The sequence below is a fragment of the Fructilactobacillus sp. X7R7C1 genome (assembly GCF_059901065.1).
The window spans coordinates 335,537-357,500 of record NZ_JBWXVF010000002.1; the positions used below are offsets into that span (position 1 = coordinate 335,537).

Sequence of the window (21,964 nt, forward strand, 5' to 3'; positions counted from 1 at the left end):
TTAAGCTCCCTAAAAATTAAATCATTGTAATAACGCCAGTGATCGCAGTAAACAAACCTACTAGCCAAAAGACAATATCAATCTTCCATTCACTCCAGCCCATCAACTCAAAGGTATGATGAATGGGAGTCATCTTAAAAATTCTTTTTCCAGTTAGTTTAAATGATGTAACTTGTAAGATGACACTGGCAGTTTCAACAACGAATACTAATCCAACCCATAATAACGAAAGTTCATGGTGAAGCAAAATTGAAACGGCAGCTAAAGCACCACCCAATGCTAGGGAACCCATGTCACCCATAAAGATCTTGGCAGGCTTGTGATTAAAAAGCAGAAATGCGATAAGCGCACCTGCAACTGCCATGCAAAAAATTTCAACCTCAAACTGGTGTTGGAAATGAGCGACAACGGCATAAGCTCCAAAAGCTATAATTGATAATCCACTTACCAATCCATCCAATCCATCCGTGAGGTTAACGGCGTTAGAAAAGCCCGCAAGCCAAAAAATGATAAACAAAACATAGAAATACCCTAATGGAATCTCGCCGAGGTTAAAAAAGCGAATTGACATTGGAAATCCATCAGCATAGTAAACCCAAGCAAATACCAGTGCTCCAATGACTTGAAGCAAGAACTTTTGCCAAGCTTTGAATCCTTCATTTTGACGCTTAAAAAGTTTAATTGAGTCATCCCACATCCCAATTAGTCCATAAAAAACAAGAACAAAGATTAGGATGAGTAACGTTGACTTCAATTGGCTAACTACTAATCCATAGATCAAGCACGTAATGACGATTGCAATTATGAAACCTAATCCTCCCATTGTGGGTGTTCCACTCTTACTTTCATGCCAGCTGGGACCTTCCTCCCTGATCATCTGACCTTCATGCTTTGATCTAAAATAACTTATTAATACTGGCGTTAGTCCCAGTGTAATAATAAATCCTCCAATTAGTGGAATTAACCAATCCATCACTTTTCATCCTCTCAAAATTTATTTTAATTTAACTGTCAACGTAGCTTTGGGGGTAATTCTTTGACCTACATTGATACTCTGACTTTCTACTTTTCCCTTACCGCTAGTACTTAATTTGATACCCAATTGATCACTAAGCGTTTGAACGTCTTTTTCGCTCCAACCTTTAAGACTAGGCATCTTTAATACTCCGCTAGTGATCAAAATAACGTGATTATCTCCTGAACCAGCACCAATCGCCGTTGGACTTTGCTTAGTAACCGTGTCACCATCACCAATCACAATTGGCTCCAAATGACTTTTACTAAGTTGGTCTTTAGCCACATCAGTCTTTTGACTAACGACATCTGGAACTTGCGCATTATCAGCTGTATTTTGGGTTAATGCCCGCTGCATAACTGGATTGAAGATTTGCGCCATCAATTGGGTAGCGGTCTTTCCACCGTTTAAAGTGGGTTGTTTCATACTTACGTACATAATGTATCTTGGGTTTGAAGAAGGTACCATTCCAGCAACCGAATACAGGTAACTATCGTCACCATTCTCATAACCGCCAGATCCATTACTTACCTGAGCAGTACCAGTCTTTGCAGCTACTCGATATCCAGGAATCTTGTAATCTTGACCGATCCCATATGGCTTATAAACAACATCTTCCATATGCTTTCGAACAGCTTTAGCAGTTGAGGGTTTAATGGGATGTCCCAACGTTTCTTCCTTATAATTCTTAACCACCTTATTGTGATCATTGGTTATATCATCAACAAACCTTGGCTTGATCATTTTGCCGTTATTAGCAACTGAAGTCATAGCTTGCACCATCTGCAAGGCAGTTACTTGAATACCTTGACCAAAGGCAGTATTAGCCTGTTCAATTGGTAACTTAAATTGCATATTCCCCGAATCATCATCACCAAAAACTGAATTAGTATTCTTCAGAAACTGGAATCGATTAATGTAATCTTTCCAAGTATTTGGCCCCATCTGTTGTTCCAAATGTGCCATGGCAACGTTACTAGACAAGGCAAATCCCTTATTATAAGTGATCATTCCCCATCCTGTTGGTAGCCAATCTGGCACAATCTTACCATCAATATCATATTTACCTGATAGATAGCGCTCATTTCCATGGAAATTACCACTATCAATTGAAGCGGCTAGCGTAAAAATCTTCATGGTTGAACCTGGCTCAAAAGCATCTTGGGTTAATGTATTCCGCCAAATTCCACCTAATCCCTTGCCAGTTGTAGCATTGAAAGTTGGTCGTTGAGCAGCGGCTAAAACTTTCCCAGTCTTAGCATCAATCAGCATGGCATTCATACTCTTTGGATGAACCTGTGATTGTACCTCACTCATCTGGTTTTCAAGTAGAAATTCTAATCGAGAATCAATTGTGGTATGAACACTATTCCCGTTAACCACTGGTCGTTCTTTTTTATTATCATCAGGTACTTCGTAACCATAATTATCATGTCTTACTTCTTCATACCCATTTTTCCCACTCAGAACTTTATTAAATGACTTTTCAAGGCCCATTTGTCCCACTAAGTTTGTTTCCTTAGTCTTGTTATTGGTAACTGGAGAAGCCAACCCAACAATGTGAGATGCAAAGACCCCATTTGGATATAATCGACTCTGTTGTTGAACAAATTTGATGCCGGGCAAATGATGAGAAACAATTTTTTGTTTATCAACTAAAGAAATGTTTTTTCCCGGATTTCCAAATTCAACCTGAAAGGCTTGTTTCTTTGGTTTAAGGGCCTTAAGGGCATCTTTGTAACTAATCGGCAAGTTTTCAGAAAGGACCCTAGCGGTTTTTTCAGGATTAGTTACGTAATCTGGTTTATCATCTTTAGTCTTTTGCGACTTGTTTAAAATAGCATAAATCGAGTAAGTACTGGTATCCTCAGCCAACGCTTGATTATTGTTATCATAGATGGTTCCACGTTTAGACTTAATCACGTTAGTTTGGGCATACAAACTCTTTGTTTGCTGTGCCAAATTAACGTGATTCGCACTTTTGAAAATTGCTTTTTTAAAAAAAAAGCCGAAAATCAACAGGAAAACTACAATTACTAAAATCCGAAAATACATCCCAAATTTTTTTCGATTAGCAATCGCATTTTTCCGATTTTTTATCTGCTCTTGTTTTTTATTCATTTTGTGACGTTCCTTATTTGATCATTTGAAAGTTTTAATCCCGATCCTTTAGCAACCTTATCTAAACGTGAACTACTTTGAAGTTCATCAATCTGTTGCTTAAGTCCGGTATTGGTATTATGTATTCTTGTTGATCGACTCTCAGTATCTTGCAACGTTTGCTCGGCACCTGAAAGTGAAATCCTTGTCCAAACCAATGCGACCGACATTAAGAATATCATCGCACATCCAACTACTAAAATTGTAATTTCCAGCTTAGGACTGAACTTATGTTCTCTTTGGGGAGTAGTAACACGCTTTGAATTGATCTGATTTCTTCGATATGTTTCATACGCGTTTCCATTTGAATATTCTTTTTTTGCTAGACCATTTTGTGCCAAAGTTCCCACCTCCTATTTAATTTTCTCAATGATTCTGAGTTTGGCACTGTGCGATCGATGATTTTGACTAAGTTCATCAGCACTGGGTAAAATTGGTTTTCTTTGGACCATTTTAAACTTTGGTTGCATTGAATCCGGTATGACCGGTAAATCATGGGGTAAATCTTGAATGGTGGTTTTTTCTTTAAAAATCCCCTTTACCAAACGATCTTCAAGCGATTGAAACGTGATTACACTAATCCGACCATGAACATTTAACATGTCTAACGCCTGCTCAAGTGAATCTTCTAAAGCGCCTAACTCATCATTAACGGCAATTCGTACGGCTTGAAAAACACGCTTAGCTGGGTTACCACCATGTCTTCGTGCTGGAGCTGGAATGGCATTCTTAATGATTTCAGCTAACTGACTTGTAGTATCAATTGGATGATCAGCTCTATTTTTTTCAATACTACGAGCAATTTGCTTAGAAAATTTTTCCTCACCATAACGATAAAAAATTTTCACTAACTTTTCATACGACCAGTGATTAATAACTTCCCAAGCATCTAGATCATTTCTTTGATCCATCCGCATATCAAGACGAGCATCCTTTTGATAACTAAAGCCCCGCTTGGCATCATCCAATTGTGGTGAAGAAACTCCTAAATCATAGACAACCCCATCAATTCCAACGACATCATAACGTTTCAAGTCACGTTTAAAATTTCTAAAATTATCATGAATAAAAGTGATTTCATTATCTTTTAAGAACTTTTCTAAATGGGTTTGATTATAATCGATGGCAACTTGATCTTGATCAAAAGCGTATAAATGGCCATTTTTTAGTTCCGACAAGATCTTAGAACTATGGCCTCCACCTCCAAGAGTACAATCAACATAGATTCCATTGGGCTTAACATCCAAACCACGAATAGCCTCATTTAATAAAACCGTTTGATGTTTAAACGTAGACATTAAAATTCACCTCAAGTTAGACATCAAGTAAATTTTCAGCAATATCGCTGAACTCACTCGCAGCCTCATCCGTATAACTATCCCACTTAGAAGCATCCCAAATTTCAAATCTAGTCGATACTCCAGCCAAAACACAGCTTTTGGTCAGGTCGGCATACTTACAAAGAGCGGTCGGGATATTGACTCGGCCTTGTTTATCAATATCACATTCAGTGGCCGCAGAAAAGAAAAAACGTGCAAACATTCGCGCATCTTTTTTGTTAAAGGGCAGTTCATTAATCTTATCCTGAACTTTTTGCCATTCATTCTCGGTATACCCAAAAAGACAGCCATCTAAACCACGAGTAATGACAAATTTATCTCCTAATAAATCTCTAAATTTAGCGGGAATGATGAGACGTCCCTTGGCATCGATGTTATGTCGATATTCGCCCATGAACATAATTCATCATTCCCTTCTCCCCTAAATATAAATTTAGTTTACCACAATAAACCACTTCCTACCACTTTGCCTCCATAAAAATCCACAAAAAATAAAAGCACTCCGGAAAACAAATCCCAGGAATGCTTTTATATCAGTGTATTATAATAATTTTTACAATCAAAGAAAATATAAAAATAATTATCCAATAAATGTCACTTATTCGCCAAAAATTAACTAAAAATTGTTTTGGCAACAACTGTCCTTCATCGATCACTCGGTAAAACAAAAAGATAATCCCAATTATCATCCAAGCCAAAATGAATAATGGCAAAAACGAAAATCCATGACTCGTCATAGTAATGACATGAACTAACCAAATTCCAATGATTGGAAATGAATCAAGAACACTCAGCCGTTGAAACATCCGATTTTTAGTAATGCGCTTAAAAAAAATAATAATAAAACCAATAATAATGAAAAGTAATAAAGGCTTAATTAATGACTCCACTAATAAATGTAGATTAGATATATAATTGACCATTTTTAACCTCGTAAATTAGGTATAATAAGTGATTTGCAATATTTTTAGTTCAAAGTTAGAATTGTGACAGTATGAATACTGAAAGTGGTGGATACTTTGAATAAATGGAAAGATAAAACAACGTTTCAAAAGATCTTAATGATCTTTGTTTGGTTAATGATTATTGCAACCATTTTATCAGTGGTTGCTGGATCAGCAGCTGCTTTCTTTGGTGGCATGTAAATTAATAATATCGTTTTAGGGCATTCTGAAGCAAATTCAGAGTGTCTTTTTATTTTTCATCATCAGAGGAAGGCTTCTTATAGACGTCTCTAGGTTTACTTCCATGCTGTGGTCCAATATACCCACGTTGTTCCATATCATCAACAATCCGAGCCGCCCGATTATAACCAATTCGAAACTGACGTTGAATCATCGACGTACTGGCTTTTTGTTCTTTTACAACAAATTTCAGAGCATCATCAAATAGATCATCCTCATCATCGTCTTTTTCTTCTTCTTTAATTTCAGCATCAGTAACCATCATTGAGTCATCATATTCTGGCTCAGCTTGTTTCTTGACAAAATCAATCACGTTTTCAACATCACTATCAGAAATAAAGGAACCTTGGACACGCGCTGGAATGTTTTGATCGATCGGGAGATACAGCATATCACCCCTCCCAAGTAATTTTTCAGCTCCATTCGTATCTAAAATTGTTCTTGAATCAACTCCACTTGATACCGCAAAAGCGATTCTTGATGGGACATTAGCTTTAATCAATCCGGTAATAACATCAACTGACGGACGTTGAGTTGCCAAAATCATATGAACCCCAGCTGCTCTTCCCATCTGAGCTAGTCTAATGATGGCACTCTCCACTTCATTTGAGACCGTCATCATTAAATCAGCTAGTTCATCAACAACCACTACAATGTATGGGAGAGTTGGAAGAGCCGTACCTTCAGTCCGATTCTTTTCTTGAATATACTTATTATATCCACTAATTTTACGTTGACCTGTCTGGGCAAACATCTCATAACGATGTTCCATTTCATCAACCACTTTATGAAGAGCGCGAGCGGCTTTCTTAGGATCTGAAACCACTGGGCTTAAAAGATGAGGAATCCCATTATAAACACCCAACTCAACTTTCTTAGGGTCAATTAACATAAATTTAACCTGGTCGGGAGTCGCTTTTAAAAGAATACTAGTGAGAATTGAATTAATTGCAACCGACTTACCACTTCCAGTTGATCCCGCAATTAACAAATGAGGCATCTTGGTAATATCGCAAGAAACAACGTCACCGTTAACGTTTTTACCCAAAGGAACATTTAGAATACCATGGTTGTTACCAGTCTGATTTTCAAATACATCCCGAAACGAAACGGTCGAAATTGCTTTATTAGGAACTTCGATCCCAATTAAAGATTTGCCTGGAATTGGTGCTTCAATCCTGATGTCTTTTGCTGCTAATGCAAGTGCAATATCATCACTCAAATTGACAATTTTAGAAACTTTTACACCAATTGCTGGATGCAACTCATATTCGGTAACCGATGGTCCTAAGCTTACATTTTTTACCTCAGCATCAACCCCGAAACTCTTTAAAGTCTTTTGTAGAATTTTCGTATTTTTATCGATCGCATTATATTCTGCAGTCTGATCTTGCTCTGGCACTTTAGTAAGGAGATTAGTTGAAGGAAGTTGATAGTGGTTACCAGAAGAATTATTTTCAAAAGTTGGTAAACTCGTTTTGGTTTCATTATCAAAATGATTCCGTTTAGGCTTCTTACTTGCAACCGTTATGTGAGGAGTATTCTCATCTTGTTTAACACCAACATGTTCCGTTGGCTTATTGACTGGAACAGTTGGTGAATTAACGGATGCTTGAGACTTCGAACTGTTCTTCTCATTTTCTTTTTGATGTCCTAGATAATCTTGAAACTGATTTGTCTTTGCTGATTGCTGCTTTTGTAATTTTCGATTATTTCGTCGCTCTTGATTATTCAGGTGCGCCCGATTAAATGACGCAATAATCGCAGTAAACCACTTAGCTGACCAAGTCAAAAAGCCTTTGAGCCACTTAATAACTGGTAGTTTAAAGAAGATGATCGCTCCAACGACCATTAAACTGTAAGCAAGGATCAAAGTCCCAACTAACGAGATAAGGGTATCGAAAAAAGATAATAACGTAGCGCCAATCATCCCACCCCCAACGTTACTAGTAGAGACACCGTTAGTAATATCAGAAAGTAACGCATTGAAGGTGGTGGACACAAAGTTAACATGGGAATTTAAAGAATTCGAAAAGGTAATGGATAAGTTTAAAATCCAACCAATAAATGCTATCAAAAAACCCAAAATATAATGGTAATCGATTCGAGGAATCTTAATTCCCAGAAGCAATAAGATGCCAAAAACACCTAGAAAAATTGTCAAAACCTGGTAGGCGTTCCCAACCACTAACCGAAATACATTAGCAAACAGGGTCCCCGCCATTCCTAAGCTGAAAAATCCTAAAACGGCTATCAACATAAAAATCAAACCAATGATATTTAATTTCTTTTCACCGCAAAAGTTCTTTAATTTGTTCCAAACAGAATTTCTTTTTTTCCTTGGACGACGTTTTCTCGTTATTTTACGCTTTGTAGTTTTACGTTTTGTTTTTCGTTGAGCCAACTAAGGCACCCCTTCGCATTATTTTAATTTATCGTGCTCATAAGTATGAGTCACTTCAAGTCCAGCAAATTTCTGTTGCCTTAAAGCCTCATATATTACAATCGCACAAGTGTTCGATAAATTCAATGCTCGAATATGAGAATCATCTTGAGGAATTCTAATAGCTTGTTTGGAATACTGACGTTCAAAGTTTTCGGGCAATCCCGTCGTTTCTTTTCCAAACAAAAAATAATAATCCACGTTATCATCACTATAATTAGGATCTGTATACACCTTTTTCCCAAACTTTGAAACCAAAAACAACCTTTGCTTGTCTGGAATGGTTTTTAAAAATTCAGGAAGATTTTCGTGATAATTGATCTTAACCTTATCCCAGTAATCTAATCCAGCTCTCTTTAAGTGTTTATCATCAACCGAAAAACCCAACGGTTTAATTAAATCAAGAACGGTATCAGTTCCCGCACATGTTCTTGCAATATTGCCAGTATTAGCTGGCATTAATGGTTCAAATAATGCAATATGATTAGTCATTTACATCCTCCAATAATTCGTTCAATAACTTTCTTTTTCAATTATATCACGCGTCTAATTCCATTTAAGCGCAAAATCGATGTCAATTCAGATCCATAATAGTTATAATTGTTGCAGGAGGTAGTTTATATGACAATCGTTGAACCACTTGTATCAAAATTTAGAGAGGTATCTGCTGAACTTGAAAGTTCTCAATTAAAAATTGCAATTAATCAGGAAATGATGACCCCCAGTCGTGGATTTATCGCAGAAGCATGTAAATATGCTCACGAAAAAAAGCGAAGCATCGACGTCTTAATTTCATCAAATAATAATACTAGTACCTTTAATGATTCTGAGATAAAAATCATGGAAGATGATCTTTTTCAATGCCAAGAGTTAGGTGTTGATGGTGTCATTATTGGTGCTTTAAATGACCAAAATAAAGTCGACTTAGAGGCCATGGAAATTTTGATGGCGGCCGCAGGCGGCATGCAACTGTATTTTTCACCTGTATTTGATCAAATAATTGAAAAAAATTGGACTGATACTCTGAACTGGATTGATAACAATAACTTTGCTGGAGTAGTTGCATCAACCAGAATAGAAAGTTTATCTGCAAAAATAAAAAATTATCAGAATCTTCAGTTAATTCCACTCGTAGAGTCCAAAGATGAATTGGATAAGGTCCAAAAGATTGCTGATCCCAATATTATAATTAACAAAAAATAGCTTCAGCTATAAAAATAATCCCGTAACGCTAAAAACTAGCGTTACGGGATTATTTGTTTTTCTCCAATCAATGAACTTTCTTAATGTTCAAAATGACGTGGTCCTCTGAACTTGTGCCATAGAAAAGCACCAACTCCAGCAACTACCACCACAATAATTCCTCCAACTACCCAGGGAGTAATGCTCCCATCTTTTTTCTCGTGCTTAGCATCATTTTTGTCATGATCTTTTTTTGCCTTTTTGTTTTTCTGATTCTTCTTATCAGATTGATTCTTTTTATCCTTGGCATTCTTATCAGCATTGGGTTTTTGGGAATTACCTTTGGCCTTTGATTGATCCTTGGCTTTTTCATTTTGCTTTTTTTCATTTGTCTGATTATTACTAGTAGCATTTTTCTGGGTGCCAGTAGCTGAACTATCACTAGTCCCGTTATTATTTTTACCATTAGTCTGACTACCATTGGAACTCACACCAGCATTAGCACGGTTAGGTTGTTTATTATTTGCCGTACTGTTACCAGTTGATGAATAAATAATCGTCATTTCCATAATATCTGTCGAACTATCACTACCACCAAATGTCATTTGGGGACCATTACTATTATTTTGTCCATTTTGAATACTAGAATACTTGTATCCAGGAATGTTAGGAATCGACGCAATATAGGTACTACCAGTTGCTCCCATGGCGGTGGTTGCAGGACGAATTACGTGACCATTTTGATCAACGTAGTGAACTACAATCTCCCCTTGACCACTATTACCCTGCGCAAATTGAGTAGTTTGCGCATTAACATGTCCCACATTAGGCACAAACACTCCAATGGTGACCACTGCAAAACTAATTAAAATTAGTGAGGTTACTTTCTTTAAGTTCATAATCCATACTCCATTTCATTTATTTGAAAATGTTTAAGGGTGTTTCTAAAAATTATTTTCACCTAATTAATTTTAGTTCAAGTCGGCAACGTAACGATATGCACCTGAAGCTGCTCGGTATCTTAACCATGTGTATCCATTAGCAATTACTTTGCCATCATAAACAACGCTTTCTCCAGCATCATATTGTCCCACAACTTGTGAACTAGTACTTGGTGAAGTTCTAATGTTAGTAGCGTGTCTGAAAGTAAATCGGCCAGAAGTGGGAGTAACGTCTGATTGGTTGTTACCAGAAACAGAACCATTTCCTAATTCAGCAACATAACGGTAGGCACCTGATCCACCACGATATCTTAGCCATGTGTATCCATTAGCAATCACTTTGCCATCATAAACAACCCGTTCACCAGCATTATATTGGCCTACAACCTGTGAATTAGTACTTGGTGAAGTTCTAATATTAGTAGTCTGGCCAAAAGTATAGGTACCTGAAGTTTCAGTGACATTTGGTTGGTTATTTGGAGTTGAAGTATTGTTATCTAGTTTAGCAACGTAACGGTAGGCACCTGAAGCTGCCTTATATCTTAACCAAGTGTATCCATCGGCATTAACAGTACCATCATAAACAACTCGCTCACCGGCATCGTACTGTCCCACAACTTGTGAACTAGTACTTGGAGCAGTTCTAATGTTGGTAGTTTGATTAAAGGTATACATCCCTGATTCTTGCTTAACGTTTGCATCTGGGCTAGGTGCGGGAGTGGAAGTATTGCTTAATTTAGCAACATAACGATAGGCACCTGATCCACCACGATATCTTAGCCATGTGTATCCATCGGCTTGGACAGTACCATCATAAACAACTCGTTCACCGGCATCGTATTGACCTACAATCTGAGAACTAGTACTTGGAGCAGTTCTAATGTTAGTAGTTTGACCGAATGTATAGGTTCCAGAAGCTGGTGTGACATTTGACTCTGGATTTGAGGCTGGTACGTCGCTTACCTTAGCAACATACAAATCATCACCAGAATATGATTTGTATCTTAACCATGTATATCCATCAGCATCAACAGTACCATTGTAAATGACACTTTCTCCAGCCTTATATTGTCCTACAACTGGAGCACTTAGACTTGGCGAAGTTCTAATATTGGTGGTTTGACTGAAGGTATAAGTACCAGAAGCTGGCTTAACATCAGGAGCTGGTAGTGGATTACCTTCATCTTGAAAGGCGATTTGATCGATGCTAGTTAAATTATAGTTACGGACACAGTTAATAAGTGTCTGAGCATAACTAGGATCAGTCGCATATCCATCATTTTGTAAAGCATAGGCTACACTCACGTAATCTCGTACGCCAAGTAAGTTGCTGTAACGTGGGTTGTCCCTTAAGAAAGCACCATGGTCTTCAATGCTTGCAGCCCAGCTTGGGTATAATCTAAAGGCTGCTTGAACAGTAACCCAGTGTCCATTGATGTATTCTTGAGTTGGAAAGTAAATTGATTGACCGTTATAAGAACCTTTGATTCCAAATAAATTGTTACCCTTAACGGCTAATCCAGATCTCCCCCAACCACTTTCAATGATGGCCTGAGCGATTGAAATTGATGGTAAAACACCATATTTCTTCCATCCAGCAATTGCACCAGGAGTCACCTTATTAATAAAGTCCTGAGTATAACTGGCAAAATTAGTGTTATTTGAAACATTAAAATTAGTATATTGTGATGGGCGTTGCACGTTTTGATTTACGTTGTTTTCAACGCTTGAATCATAATAACCAGGACCAATCTGCTTATCTGGAGTGGCAACGTCAGCCTTTAAGTTAACGTTTTGATTTTGATCTGCATTCTGTTGATGCTCATTATTATTTTCAGAAACTTTGTTCTCGTTTTCAGCATTATCAGCTGCCTTGAGAGCAACTTCAGAATTCTGTGCTGATTGTTGACTGGCATCAGCTTTTGTTACTTGCTGTTGATCACTAGTCTTTGAAACTTTTGGTGATTGTTGCTGTTCATTAGAATCATTCTGATCTTTGACATTATTAGTCTCAGTCGATTTTGAAACAGCATTACTATCATTTAATGAGTTAGTTTGAGCTGATTGATCAGTCTTAGTTGGTTGTTGATTATCAGCAGTAACTTCATTTTCGTTCTGAGATTGTTTAGAATCACTTGATTGTAATGTTGGTGTATGTACATTTGTTTCAGAAGAATTCTTAACTTCTGTATTTGTCTCACCATTTACTGATTCTGCTTGTTGTAACTGTGTGGCAGTCTTATTAGTGTTTTCCACTTGGGTTGAACCACTATCGTTTTGGGTTTGATTAGTGTTTGCAACTGTTGGTTGTTCTTGAATAATTTCCTTCTTTGGTTGAGCATTTGAAGCCGGTTCACTTTCAGAAACTGGGACAGTACTTATCTTATCAGCATTTACTGAACTATTTAAGTTAAACGTGAACAATGCCGCACTGGCAAAGACCGTACCCATAGCTACTTTCATCCAGCCCTTTTTGGTTTTCACCAATTTGTTACGGCGTTTAGTCTCTCCAGTACTAAGAGCCATTTGGTTGTGCTTCTTAATGAGCTTCTTCATCAATTATCTCTCCTTTTCAAAACTGTAACATCATAATTAAGTATAACATCTAACGATCAAAAATTAATAAAAATATAAACAATATTAATAGTAATTATTCTAAAGTGAAATCTTAAAAATGTCTACCCCAATTTACTTAATTATTTATTTTGGCTCATCTTTAACTCATGAAAAAATAAAATTCTAGGACACTGGTGTCCTAGAATTATACGTTTTAGCTAACCAAATATTATAAAAATCAATAAATCTTAATTCAATAACTCTTTAAAATCACTAGGAATTTGGGATTCGACTTTGACGTCTTTTTTTTCAAACGGATCAAAAAAAATTGTCTGATAACAATGCAATTTTTGCCGTTTATTGCTGTGTTCGTAAGGATTGTATAGCCAGTCTCCCACAAGCGGATAGCCAATTCTTGCAAAATGAACCCGAATTTGATGTGTTCGCCCCGTATGCAACCTAATTTTGACCAACGACATTCCATTATTAACCTTCAATGTCCAAAATTCAGTTCGACAATATTTGCCGTCATTTCTGACTTCTCGTTCGATAAATGATCCTGGTTTTCTACCAATTGGGAGCACAATCTGCCCGTGCTTGATGTTAAGTTCACCTAACACAACGGCAACATAATATTTTTTTACCTGTCGGTCTTTCAGTTGCTTATCAAGTACCGAATGAGCTAAATGATTCTTAGCAAAAATAACCGGACCACTCGTATCACGATCAAGCCGATTAACGATGTGAACCTTCTTACTTGGATAATCATTACGAACATAATAACCTAAAACACGATTTAAAATTGTGTCATTAGGATAAATATGTGAAGGAACTGAAGCAACCCCGACCGGCTTATCAATTACCAAAAAATTATCATTTTCAAATAAAATCTTAATCGGTAAATTTGAAACCTGCAAAAAATCATTTTGTTCTTCAGGTGGCAAAATAACCTTAACTCGATCACCACGTGATAATTCAAAACTAGTATAAACATCCCTACTATTTACCATCAAGTGACCACCATGATAACGAATACTTTTAAGCAGCGATCTGGTAACCCCATTTTTCATCACAAACGTTCTGACTTTCATGGGTTTATATTCATCATAAATCCAATCAAAACTAATCATCGTCAAGGGTTTCCCCAATGAATGAATTACTTACCCGCTGCCAAAAATGAGTGTGACGATATTTGGCAAAATAAATTCTTCGTTTGGAAATTTTGAATTTAATGGACTTAATTGGACGATCTTTAATTAATAACTGGTCGTATGTTAGAACGTTATGGAGTGATACCTCCGGCACAATCGTAATGGATTCAGTTGGTGGAATAATGATCGGTGAACCAATCGTTCGAAAAACCCGGTTATTAATTGAAGCCATCTCAGCCACTTGAATTGAATTGAACTTAGGCGAAATAATTGCTCCCCCTACTGATTTATTGTATGCGGTTGATCCAGTGGGAGTTGAAATACATAATCCATCGCCACGAAAGTTTTCAAAAAGTTCTCCTTTGATGAAGACTTTGGCCACCATCGTTCCGAACAGTTTTTTAAAGGTAGCCTCATTTAGCGCAATCATATAATCTGGTTGGCCACCATCAGCATAATCTACTTCGATATCTAATAAGGGATAGCTAACACTTTGACCATTATCATGCTTCAAACTTTCAACCAACTGGGTCACTTCAGTATCACGCCAGTCAGTATAAAATCCCAAATGACCCGTGTGAATTCCAACGAACCTAATCTTGTCAGTCAAATCATCGTAATGATGAAAAGCAGAAAGTAACGTACCATCTCCACCAACGGAAATTACAATTTCAGGATTAAGTTCATCAATTTCTAAATCTTTTGCATTTTCAATCTCTTTTGATAATTCCGATGCAATTCGACTCGAGGTCTCACCATCGTTACTATAAATTGCAATTTTCATTTTTGGTCCCTCGATTCGTGTTTATCGTGTTTATCGTTTTGATCCTTAAGATCTCGATCTAACTCTTGTTTAATCTCTAACATTTCTTCATCCAACTTATAAGCGGTTTCCGATGCCCCCTGTAACCTCTTATGAACTTCAGGAGGAAAAACATCAGGATGCTTATAATTTAAAGAATGTTCAATGGTAGCCCAAAAGTTCATTGCTAAAGTTCTAATTTGAATTTCAGCCAGAATATTCCTTTGCCCATCGACTAACTGCAAGGGATAACTAAATACAATGTGGTATGAACGGTAGCCACTGGCTTTTTCATTATTAACGTAATCCCGTTCTTCTAAAATATTAATGTCATTTCGTTTTCTGAGAATATCTACTACCGTATAAATATCATCAAGAAATTCACACATAATACGCAACCCACAAATATCTTCCATGTCTTCAGACAAGCGTGATTCTTCAATGTGACGTCGCTGCATTTTTTCTTTGATACTATCAATTGGTTTAATTCTACTGGTAACAAACTCAATTGGTGAGCGTTCGCCGCGTTCTAAGTACTCGGAGCGAATCCCACGTAATTTTAATTTTAATTCATTTGAAGCTTCTTGATATGGAAATAAAAAGTCATCCCAATTCTTTACCATAAAACAACAATCTCCAGTCTGTCATATTGTTCCAGAAACATAATACCACACTTAATTATCATCCCAGTATAATAAGAGTACTAAAACAAATTTATTGAATTTTTATAAAAAAATGATAATCTAGTAAGTGCGTCGTTATAGAAGAGAAAGATAACAAACTAGGAAAGGAAAAAGTTATGATTGAACTATATTTATTTGTAGACCCAACTTGCAGTGATTGTGCTGAGTCTGAACGAACTATTGATCGTTTATCAAAGCAATTACCTTGTAAGACATCATTTCGAATCATTCCGATCATGAACCTTAGCGTTATATCTGGTAATAAGGAAGCTCACTCACAACTTCTTCCATATAAACTAATCCTTGATTATAAAGCAGCCCTATTTCAAGGAGCAAAAAAAGGTCGAACCTTTTTATTTGCACTACAGCACGACATTCTAAAAAGAAACATGACTTACTGTGATAGCTTAGTTTACGACATTGCCCAAAAAGCTAATCTAGACTTGGAAATGTTTAAAGAAGACCGTCGTTCAAAATTAACTGAGAGCACCTTTCAATCTGATCAACAAATGATTTCAGAAATGAATATCTCAAATCATGGTAATCTAGTAATATTCGACTGTGATTCTTCAGACAACGGTTTACTAATTGATAAAGTTGACTACCAAGAGTTATTTGATATTTGTAATCACATAATTCAAAAGGAATCACGAGAACTTGATGGTAAAATTAAACAAACAAATAATCTAAGGGTCCTCTAGAATAAAAAAAGTGGTCTCGCACCTAATAGGTGCGAGACCACTTTTTTGTTACTAAAGCCAACCAAACTGGCTCTTTTCAGTATCTAGCTTATTAATTTCTTTCATTTCATCGGGTGTTAACTCAAAATTGAAAATATCCAAATTACTCTTAATCCGATCTGGTTTAGTGGATCGTGGTAAAACAATAATTCCATTTTGAATTAAGAAGCGAAGACCAACCTGACCAATGGTCTTATCGTGAGCTTGAGCAATCTTTCCCAACGTTTCATTGGTAAAGAAGCCGTTACGACCTCGTGCAAATGGTGACCAAGCTTCCAGTCGTAAATCATCTTTTTTAGCAACTGGCAAAAAGTCTTTTTGTTGACGAAATACATTAGTTTCAACTTGATCAACAACTGGTGCAATGTTAGCGTTCTTTAAAATTTTATCTAAATCATCACCATAGAAATTAGATAATCCAATACTTTTTAATTTACCCGCCTTAACGGCATCTTCCATGGCACGATAAGTTTCAGTTAGATCACCTGCAGGCCAATGATACAACATTAAATCAATATAGTCAGTTTGTAATTTTTCTAATGCTTCATCAATCATTTTAGTTGCTTCATCATAAGATTCTGGGCTTTCAATCTTAGTGGTCAGAAAAATATCATCACGGTTAACATCACTGTTCTTGATTGCATTTCCAACTTCACGTTCATTTCCATAATCACGTGCAGTATCGATCCCAGGATAACCATCTTTTAATGCTTGATCAACACTCTTTTCCGTCTCTCTAGCTGGAATTTCATAGGTTCCAAAAAAGATCTTGGGAATCTTAATCCCATTGTTTAATGTAAATGTTTCATCTCTAGCTGTCATGCAAACACCCCTCCTCAATTAATTACAAGTACAGCATATTCCTCTCACATAATATTTCAAACATTGTGCTTATAGTAGATCTAAAGCATTTTTTCCAGTTCATCTAAGCGTTTTTCAAACTTATCAAAGGCTTGATTTAAATAATCCGGTTTAGTCATATCAACTCCAGCTGCTTTCATAATAGTAATAGGATCCTTACTACTTCCTGATTTTAAATAGTTCAGATACGAATCAATCTTTTTAGGATCTCCACTCATAACTCGATCCGCTAATGCGGAAGCAGCCGCAAAACCAGTTGCGTATTGATAAACGTAGAAATCATAGTAAAAATGAGGAATTCTGGACCATTCAAGTCGAATCTCAGGATCAGAAACAACGTCTTTTCCATAATATTCTTGGTTCAAATTAAAGTAATATTTGTTCATAAAGTCCGCAGTTAACGACTTTCCTTCTTGTTCTGATTGATGGATAAACTCTTCAAATTCAGCAAACTGGGTTTGACGGAAAATCGTTCCCTTTACCCCATCTAAATAAGAATTAAGGACGTATTTGCGGACTTCTGGATCAGAATTATTTTTAAGTAAGTAATCAGTCAAGATATTTTCGTTAGTAGTTGACGCAATTTCGGCCACGAAGATTGAATAATCGCCGTACTGGTATGGTTGGTTATGAGAAGTATAGTAACTGTGCATACTATGTCCTGTCTCGTGCACCAAAGTGTATAAATTATCAAGATTATCTTGCCAATTAAGCAAAACAAATGGATTCGTATCATACATCCCAGATGAGTATGCTCCCGTGCGTTTTCCTTTATTTTCAACTACATCAATCCAGCGATTATTAAATTCTTCTTTAACATGTTTAACGTAGTCAGGACCGTAAACACTTAATGCTTTTAAAGCTTCATCCTTGGCTTGACCAAAGGAATACTTAAGACTTGGTTTTCCACTTAATGGCACGTACATATCATACATGTGTAATTCAGAAACATTTAAAGCTTTTTTTCTAAGCGCAACGTACCGATGAAATAACGGTAGGTGTTCATGAACACTTTTTACTAAGGTTGTATAGACAGTTTCAGGAATCTCATTTTCACTCATTGCCATTTGTCTTGCTGAATCATATTTTCTCGTCTGTGCTTCAAAGTTATGAACAGATACTTCTGCTGACAAAGTTGAAGCAAGTGTGTTTTGAAATTGGTCAAAGGTTGAGTAAAAAGATTTGAAAGCATTTTTTCTCACTTCTGGCTTTTGCGACTCTAGAAGTAAACTATAAATACCGTTAGAAAGTCGTACGTTTTTACCTGACCCATCATCCAACTGAGGAAATTTAAGGTCAGAACTATCTAAGATTCCAAATGTCTTTTCGGGTGCCTCAAAAATTGTTGAAGCCCTAGCCATCAACTTTTCTTGGTCCTCAGGTAAAACATGATCCTGATTAACTAAAATCTTATCAAAAAATCTTCGATATTCTTCCAACTTTGGATTTTCCCTAATAAACTGTTCGATGCTTTCAGACCCTAAGGAAATGATTTCGGGTTCAAACCAAGACTGTGCCTGACCAACTTTGCTTCCTAATTTATTAACCCGGTCCATGTCACTTTGAAGGTTATTATTAGTAGTATCAACATCACTAGCTGACTGAGCATAAACATATAATTTTTCATATTTTCGATTCAAGTCCAATACTTGCCTAATTACACTTAAAAGCGATTCACTATTTAAGCCAAGTTGCCCTTTTAATTGACTAACTCTTCCAACTAAATCATTAACTTCACTATATGCTCGTTCAAACTCCGCATGATCCTTATACACAGTAGTCAAATCCCAAGTTAATTCTTTTGGAACCTCGTTTCGATTTGGCAAATCATTTATCTTTGACATTTTACAATCTCCATTTCATGAACGTTTCTTAATCATGCTTATCTTAGCATAAACATCTCTATACCATGTAAATTCTTCAACTCGTTCAATCTTTCCATCATCAATCACCAACAGCTTATTATGAATCAAACAAGCCACAAATCTTTGAATATAAGCCTTCCTTACATTTTCAACACTGGTTAGAAAAACAAATTGATCATTTGGATCAGCAAAATGGCTTTCTTGATATACTTTATCCATAAATTGAAAAATACTTTTACCAACCCACTTTTTTAGTTCACAGATGAAAATTATTTCCCAAGTCAACCACTGGTGACCAAAAACTGGAGGCAACATCCGATAATGATGACAAATAAGTGGACATCCAGTCACCGTCTTTCCATTTAGGTAACAGTATTCCTGTAATGCCATCATCCCCTGATCACGATAGCGAACTTTCTTCTCAATTTGTTTACATACTTTGATTAAATTGGGCTGCTTTAATTTATCAGATTGCTTTTTGTTAAAAAATTCAAACATTGAATACCAGCATTTAAATGACTTCTCTCGGTAACGATAGACCCCATCAACTTGATGAATTTGGTAGCGGATAAAATATCGTGATCTAAAAGAATTCAGATAAACAAGATAGTACCCCGTGTTTTTATGATATCTAATGAATTGAAGTACCGAAGGACTTGAAACCTTCTTTTTATAATATTTCATCCCCAAGATCCAAGAAGATTCCAGACCAATTGAATGGTAACCAGCTACCCGCTTACTCAACTGTTGAAAGCTAATAGGACTGCATTGATACTCAATTGCCATATTACTCAAAAGAATATCCGCTCGTTGTTTTAAAGCTGGTAAATATACCTCTACATCAGCATCACATGGTAACGAGTTTAATATGATGTCTTTGCCAAGTGTATGCGCATAAGATTCACCGGCTCCCGTTTTACACTTCGAATTTGCTTGATGAGCAAAATGTGGAATTTTATTAATACCTTTTTTCAAAACCACCAATTCACCACAATCACAGCAATAATATTTATGATTCCTTTTGGCATCTCGTGCCATAATAAGCTTTCCATTTTCTAAAGCCATTAACATAAAAAAGACCCTTCGCAATATACGAAAAAAGATTCGCTAAATGCGAATCTTTTTACTTAAAATAATATGCAATTGTTTCAAGTGCATCACCAACCGTAATTTGCTTACCATACTTCTTTAATTTGTCTTCAGTCAGTGGCGCAATTTTCCCATACTCATAAACAATTCCCATTTCATCATTAATCATATGATTAAGGTCATCAAGATTAGAATTACCCTCACTATCGTACTGACCATTCAAATAGTATTTGAACATAATAATATACGAATTTTGATATTGATACAAATCAGTTTTTAATTCTACTGAATGGCGGGGAGTAACTTCCTTCCATTTATTGGCAAGACCAATTAAATCATCAAATGAATTGAATTTGATTGGAATTAGTCGTTTACCAGTCTTTTTATCAAAGATATCATACATCTTGCGAATTTCATTAACGTTTTTGCTGGTTCTTTGTTTTCCATTTTCATTTAATGGAGGTAACATCCCACCATTATCGCCAATTTGATTCGAAATATTCTTATCTTTACTAATAAATAACTCTAATCCATCTTGGCTAGGAAGAATTTGAAACAAAACCGTATCTGTATCCGTAAAGTCTTTCTCAACGTCAGCTTCATCAAGAATGCTATAGAAAAATTGTTCACATTTTTCTCGATTTCCTAAAAGATCAAGCATCCCAATTCCATGCTTTTTTAAGTCTTCTTTGTTAATCAGTACACGGATTGTATCTTTGTTAACACGATGGAATTTCATAAAACAAATCGCCTCCTAAATCCTAATTGCCTTTCTTATTTTAGGCAATTCAACATTAACCTTTTTGCCAGCGGCTTGTTGTGCTTGCTGTAACAATTTTACGTGACTACCATTTTGAGGGAGATGACTTATTAACAGATTCTTACTATCTGACAATCGAGCTAAGTGACCAGATTGTTTAGAGGTCATATGCCACAATTTACCATCCACGTCCTCAAAGAAATTCGTATCTGATATTAACATATCAGAGTTCTTAACAAAATTAATTAGACCATCAAAATAACGTGTATCAGCTGTGTAACTCAATACTTTTTCAGATGATCGTTCAACAATCTTCATCGCAAAGGCTGGCACGGGATGAATCGTCTTTAAAAATGTGACTGTAAATGGTCCCACTTCAAGTTCACTATCAGCACTAAAGGGTTCTTTCTCAGTCGAATTGGCCCAATCTAACTGGTTGTAATGAATCTGATCGGTTGTATTTCCGTAAATCGGTAAAACATCTGTATCATAACGTTTATCATTTAACTGCCAATAGTACTGTAACACCCCAACATCAGCGATGTGATCTGCATGATAATGTGACAAGATAACTGCATTTAATTTTAGTGGGTCTAAGACCTTCTCTAATGAGAGCATTATTCCACTCCCACAGTCAATTAACAAATTAAAGTCACCGCTAGTAACTAAATATCCACTAGTACCAATTCCATCATAAGGATATCCACCATAATCACCTAAAACCGTAAGTTTCATTTTTATTCCCCATTTCTAAAAATTAGGACATTTTCCTTTTAACTCATTAGGATTTATTCTAAACTAATTATGAAGTAATTTACATCAAAAGGAAGTTAATAATATGATAAGACAAATTTCTGTAACATTTGGCACGAAGAATGTGTTAGTACACATCATGAAAAGTAATCCCGAAAGAGATTTAGCACTATTCTCCACCAATAATAATGATTCAGGCCTCCAGCTCCTGGATTACAGTGGAAAGGAATCAATTTTTAAAAGTCCCATCACTTATGACGTCCTTTCACACGTTGGCGAAGATAACTGGAGTTATTTCATTAATTATGTGGAACTTTCACCATCTGATGACCAACGTAAAGTTTTAGACGCAAACATGAACACCTTCATGAGTAGTCCTGAATTACCAAGTGGGATGTTTTCGGGGTATTATATGTCAGATTCAAAGGATCATACTAAG

The 21,964-nt window shown here is 36.2% G+C and carries 22 protein-coding genes (1 of these 22 only partly in view); 4 read left to right on the forward strand and 18 right to left on the reverse strand.

The genetic code is table 11. The features are described 5' to 3' along the window. Positions 1–16 precede the first annotated feature (16 nt). The 6 genes from mraY to AC6UDC_RS04685 form a co-directional block, all read right to left on the reverse strand. Positions 17–973: a phospho-N-acetylmuramoyl-pentapeptide-transferase gene (gene mraY, locus AC6UDC_RS04660; protein WP_500701174.1), complete on the reverse strand. Its 957-nt coding sequence runs from the start codon at positions 971–973 to the stop codon at positions 17–19. Between the two features lie 21 nt (positions 974–994). Further along, entirely contained in the window at positions 995–3,136 is a 2,142-nt protein-coding gene (locus tag AC6UDC_RS04665; RefSeq protein WP_500721539.1) for a penicillin-binding transpeptidase domain-containing protein, read from the reverse strand. Further along, entirely contained in the window at positions 3,133–3,516 is a 384-nt protein-coding gene (locus AC6UDC_RS04670) for a cell division protein FtsL (protein WP_500693935.1), read from the reverse strand. Before AC6UDC_RS04670 ends, AC6UDC_RS04665 begins: the two co-directional genes overlap by 4 nt. Positions 3,517–3,528: 12 nt before the next feature. Further along, positions 3,529–4,473: a 16S rRNA (cytosine(1402)-N(4))-methyltransferase RsmH gene (gene rsmH, locus AC6UDC_RS04675; protein ID WP_500693936.1), complete on the reverse strand. Its 945-nt coding sequence runs from the start codon at positions 4,471–4,473 to the stop codon at positions 3,529–3,531. 16 nt (positions 4,474–4,489) lie between these two features. Beyond that, positions 4,490–4,915, reverse strand: coding sequence for a division/cell wall cluster transcriptional repressor MraZ (gene mraZ / locus AC6UDC_RS04680; protein WP_500696584.1), 426 nt, complete (start codon positions 4,913–4,915; stop codon positions 4,490–4,492). A 133-nt stretch (positions 4,916–5,048) separates the two neighbouring features. After that, entirely contained in the window at positions 5,049–5,438 is a 390-nt protein-coding gene (locus AC6UDC_RS04685; protein WP_500693938.1) for a DUF3397 family protein, read from the reverse strand. A gap of 96 nt (positions 5,439–5,534) precedes the next feature. Between AC6UDC_RS04685 and AC6UDC_RS04690 the strand changes: the two genes are divergently transcribed. Then, positions 5,535–5,660 (forward strand): DUF4044 domain-containing protein, encoded by a 126-nt coding sequence (locus AC6UDC_RS04690; protein WP_500693939.1) that lies wholly within the window; start codon positions 5,535–5,537, stop codon positions 5,658–5,660. A gap of 49 nt (positions 5,661–5,709) precedes the next feature. Here AC6UDC_RS04690 and AC6UDC_RS04695 read toward each other — a convergent pair whose 3' ends face one another. Together AC6UDC_RS04695 and AC6UDC_RS04700 are read right to left on the reverse strand one after the other, a co-directional pair. Further along, positions 5,710–8,103 (reverse strand): FtsK/SpoIIIE family DNA translocase, encoded by a 2,394-nt coding sequence (locus AC6UDC_RS04695; RefSeq protein ID WP_500699356.1) that lies wholly within the window; start codon positions 8,101–8,103, stop codon positions 5,710–5,712. Positions 8,104–8,121: 18 nt separating this feature from the next. Next, complete coding sequence (locus AC6UDC_RS04700; protein WP_500695525.1) at positions 8,122–8,634, reverse strand: tRNA (cytidine(34)-2'-O)-methyltransferase; 513 nt, start codon at positions 8,632–8,634, stop codon at positions 8,122–8,124. Between the two features lie 129 nt (positions 8,635–8,763). Here AC6UDC_RS04700 and AC6UDC_RS04705 point away from each other — a divergent pair, with 129 nt between their 5' ends. Further along, the gene (locus AC6UDC_RS04705; protein ID WP_500721543.1) at positions 8,764–9,345 is read left to right on the forward strand and encodes a copper homeostasis protein CutC; all 582 of its coding nucleotides are present in this window, start codon (positions 8,764–8,766) and stop codon (positions 9,343–9,345) included. A gap of 80 nt (positions 9,346–9,425) precedes the next feature. On the opposite strand, the gene AC6UDC_RS04710 is transcribed toward AC6UDC_RS04705, so the two are convergent. The 5 genes from AC6UDC_RS04710 to AC6UDC_RS04730 form a co-directional block, all read right to left on the reverse strand. Beyond that, positions 9,426–10,223: a MucBP domain-containing protein gene (locus AC6UDC_RS04710; RefSeq protein ID WP_500696581.1), complete on the reverse strand. Its 798-nt coding sequence runs from the start codon at positions 10,221–10,223 to the stop codon at positions 9,426–9,428. A 72-nt stretch (positions 10,224–10,295) separates the two neighbouring features. After that, positions 10,296–12,821, reverse strand: coding sequence for an SH3 domain-containing protein (locus AC6UDC_RS04715; RefSeq protein WP_500721546.1), 2,526 nt, complete (start codon positions 12,819–12,821; stop codon positions 10,296–10,298). Positions 12,822–13,069: 248 nt separating this feature from the next. Continuing rightward, the gene (locus AC6UDC_RS04720; RefSeq protein ID WP_500695521.1) at positions 13,070–13,951 is read right to left on the reverse strand and encodes an RluA family pseudouridine synthase; all 882 of its coding nucleotides are present in this window, start codon (positions 13,949–13,951) and stop codon (positions 13,070–13,072) included. Then, entirely contained in the window at positions 13,944–14,756 is an 813-nt protein-coding gene (locus tag AC6UDC_RS04725) for an NAD kinase (protein WP_500693946.1), read from the reverse strand. The genes AC6UDC_RS04720 and AC6UDC_RS04725 overlap by 8 nt, the downstream gene beginning before the upstream one ends. Next, the gene (locus AC6UDC_RS04730) at positions 14,753–15,397 is read right to left on the reverse strand and encodes a GTP pyrophosphokinase (protein ID WP_500721549.1); all 645 of its coding nucleotides are present in this window, start codon (positions 15,395–15,397) and stop codon (positions 14,753–14,755) included. Before AC6UDC_RS04730 ends, AC6UDC_RS04725 begins: the two co-directional genes overlap by 4 nt. A 176-nt stretch (positions 15,398–15,573) precedes the next feature. Here AC6UDC_RS04730 and AC6UDC_RS04735 point away from each other — a divergent pair, with 176 nt between their 5' ends. After that, complete coding sequence (locus AC6UDC_RS04735; RefSeq protein WP_500696577.1) at positions 15,574–16,158, forward strand: DsbA family protein; 585 nt, start codon at positions 15,574–15,576, stop codon at positions 16,156–16,158. 51 nt (positions 16,159–16,209) lie between these two features. Here the strand turns inward: AC6UDC_RS04735 and AC6UDC_RS04740 are convergent, their stop codons facing one another. The 5 genes from AC6UDC_RS04740 to AC6UDC_RS04760 form a co-directional block, all read right to left on the reverse strand. Continuing rightward, positions 16,210–17,019 (reverse strand): aldo/keto reductase, encoded by an 810-nt coding sequence (locus tag AC6UDC_RS04740; RefSeq protein WP_500706355.1) that lies wholly within the window; start codon positions 17,017–17,019, stop codon positions 16,210–16,212. Positions 17,020–17,099: 80 nt separating this feature from the next. Further along, positions 17,100–18,902, reverse strand: coding sequence for an oligoendopeptidase F (pepF, locus tag AC6UDC_RS04745; protein WP_500721552.1), 1,803 nt, complete (start codon positions 18,900–18,902; stop codon positions 17,100–17,102). Between the two features lie 15 nt (positions 18,903–18,917). Then, complete coding sequence (locus AC6UDC_RS04750; RefSeq protein WP_500721555.1) at positions 18,918–19,994, reverse strand: competence protein CoiA; 1,077 nt, start codon at positions 19,992–19,994, stop codon at positions 18,918–18,920. Between the two features lie 52 nt (positions 19,995–20,046). After that, a complete protein-coding gene (locus AC6UDC_RS04755) occupies positions 20,047–20,751 on the reverse strand; it encodes an adaptor protein MecA (RefSeq protein ID WP_500721558.1) in 705 nt (234 codons plus the stop codon). Positions 20,752–20,766: 15 nt separating this feature from the next. Next, the gene (locus AC6UDC_RS04760; protein ID WP_500721560.1) at positions 20,767–21,507 is read right to left on the reverse strand and encodes an MBL fold metallo-hydrolase; all 741 of its coding nucleotides are present in this window, start codon (positions 21,505–21,507) and stop codon (positions 20,767–20,769) included. A 103-nt stretch (positions 21,508–21,610) separates the two neighbouring features. Here AC6UDC_RS04760 and AC6UDC_RS04765 point away from each other — a divergent pair, with 103 nt between their 5' ends. Then, a protein-coding gene (locus AC6UDC_RS04765; protein ID WP_500693954.1) for a hypothetical protein crosses the window boundary here: on the forward strand, positions 21,611–21,964 show its 5' portion. It continues 147 nt past the right edge of the window; only the first 354 of its 501 coding nucleotides appear in the window; it begins with the start codon at positions 21,611–21,613; its stop codon lies beyond the right edge, outside the window.

Bases quoted from the DNA above. Each gene is read 5' to 3' on its own strand.
- AC6UDC_RS04665 (WP_500721539.1), bottom strand. From the start codon at position 3,136: ATGAATAAAAAACAAGAGCAGATAAAAAATCGGAAAAATGCGATTGCT.
- AC6UDC_RS04755 (WP_500721558.1), bottom strand. From the start codon at position 20,751: ATGAAATTCCATCGTGTTAACAAAGATACAATCCGTGTACTGATTAAC.
- AC6UDC_RS04710 (WP_500696581.1), bottom strand. From the start codon at position 10,223: ATGAACTTAAAGAAAGTAACCTCACTAATTTTAATTAGTTTTGCAGTG.
- AC6UDC_RS04735 (WP_500696577.1), top strand. From the start codon at position 15,574: ATGATTGAACTATATTTATTTGTAGACCCAACTTGCAGTGATTGTGCT.
- AC6UDC_RS04685 (WP_500693938.1), bottom strand. From the start codon at position 5,438: ATGGTCAATTATATATCTAATCTACATTTATTAGTGGAGTCATTAATT.
- AC6UDC_RS04705 (WP_500721543.1), top strand. From the start codon at position 8,764: ATGACAATCGTTGAACCACTTGTATCAAAATTTAGAGAGGTATCTGCT.
- AC6UDC_RS04740 (WP_500706355.1), bottom strand. From the start codon at position 17,019: ATGACAGCTAGAGATGAAACATTTACATTAAACAATGGGATTAAGATT.
- AC6UDC_RS04760 (WP_500721560.1), bottom strand. From the start codon at position 21,507: ATGAAACTTACGGTTTTAGGTGATTATGGTGGATATCCTTATGATGGA.
- AC6UDC_RS04720 (WP_500695521.1), bottom strand. From the start codon at position 13,951: ATGATTAGTTTTGATTGGATTTATGATGAATATAAACCCATGAAAGTC.
- AC6UDC_RS04715 (WP_500721546.1), bottom strand. From the start codon at position 12,821: ATGAAGAAGCTCATTAAGAAGCACAACCAAATGGCTCTTAGTACTGGA.
- AC6UDC_RS04700 (WP_500695525.1), bottom strand. From the start codon at position 8,634: ATGACTAATCATATTGCATTATTTGAACCATTAATGCCAGCTAATACT.
- rsmH (WP_500693936.1), bottom strand. From the start codon at position 4,473: ATGTCTACGTTTAAACATCAAACGGTTTTATTAAATGAGGCTATTCGT.
- AC6UDC_RS04725 (WP_500693946.1), bottom strand. From the start codon at position 14,756: ATGAAAATTGCAATTTATAGTAACGATGGTGAGACCTCGAGTCGAATT.
- mraZ (WP_500696584.1), bottom strand. From the start codon at position 4,915: ATGTTCATGGGCGAATATCGACATAACATCGATGCCAAGGGACGTCTC.
- AC6UDC_RS04750 (WP_500721555.1), bottom strand. From the start codon at position 19,994: ATGTTAATGGCTTTAGAAAATGGAAAGCTTATTATGGCACGAGATGCC.
- mraY (WP_500701174.1), bottom strand. From the start codon at position 973: ATGGATTGGTTAATTCCACTAATTGGAGGATTTATTATTACACTGGGA.
- AC6UDC_RS04730 (WP_500721549.1), bottom strand. From the start codon at position 15,397: ATGGTAAAGAATTGGGATGACTTTTTATTTCCATATCAAGAAGCTTCA.
- pepF (WP_500721552.1), bottom strand. From the start codon at position 18,902: ATGTCAAAGATAAATGATTTGCCAAATCGAAACGAGGTTCCAAAAGAA.